General features: G+C 67.0%; 1 pseudogene. It reads left to right on the top strand.

The annotated features are described in order from the left end of the window. Positions 1-873: pseudogene (locus MFF24_RS28660) on the top strand (IS3 family transposase); the annotation flags it as partial.

Below are 873 nucleotides of genomic sequence, written 5' to 3'. Positions count from 1 at the left end.
CGCCGACGCGCCTGCATCGCGCATGTCATGAACGTCCTAGACGTCTCCGAGCGCCGCGCCTGTCGGGCGCTCGGGCAGCATCGCTCGACGCAGCGCAAGGTGCCGCGGGGAAGAGAGGATGAGGCCGCGCTGACAGCCGACCTCGTGGAACTGGCTCGCCAGTACGGGCGCTACGGTTACCGGAAGATCGGTGCATTGCTGAAGGCGGCGGGCTGGTTCGTCAACGACAAGCGGGTCGAACGGATCTGGCGGCGCGAGGGGCTGAAGGTCCCGTCTCGGCAGCCCAAGCGCGGCCGCATCTGGGACGGGGATGGTTCCTGCCTGCGATTGCGGGCGGAGCGTCGCGATCACGTCTGGTCCTACGACTTTGTCGAAGCCCGCCCGCACGAGGGCCGCAAGTTCCGGATGCTGAACGTGGTCGATGAGTTCACGCGGGAGTGCCTGGCGATCCGCGTCGCACGCAAGCTGAAGGCGGCGGACGTGATCGACGTGCTGTCCGACCTGTTCATCCTGCGCGGCGTGCCCGGCCATATCCGCTCGGACAACGGTCCGGAGTTCATCGCCAAGTCCGTGCAGGCCTGGATCACCGGTGTCGGCGCCAGGACAGCCTACATCGCACCCGGCTCGCCATAGGAGAACGGTTACGTCGAGAGCTTCAACGCACGACTACGGGACGAGCTTTTGAACGGTGAGATCTTCTACACGCTCAAGGAGGCGCAGATCGTGATCGAGAGTTGGCATCGACACGACAACGGCGTGCGTCCGCACGCCTCGCTCGGCTACCGACCACCGGCCCCGGAGGTGTTCGTGCCGGCCTTCACCGCTTGGCCGGCTGCGCTCACCCGGTCGGCTCCGCCGGCCAAGCGACCCGTG

The organism is Methylorubrum aminovorans (genome assembly GCF_022179725.1).
Lineage (GTDB): Bacteria > Pseudomonadota > Alphaproteobacteria > Rhizobiales > Beijerinckiaceae > Methylobacterium > Methylobacterium aminovorans.
Note: the sequence above shows the minus strand (reverse complement) of the source record. Positions and strands in the feature narration are given on the sequence as shown.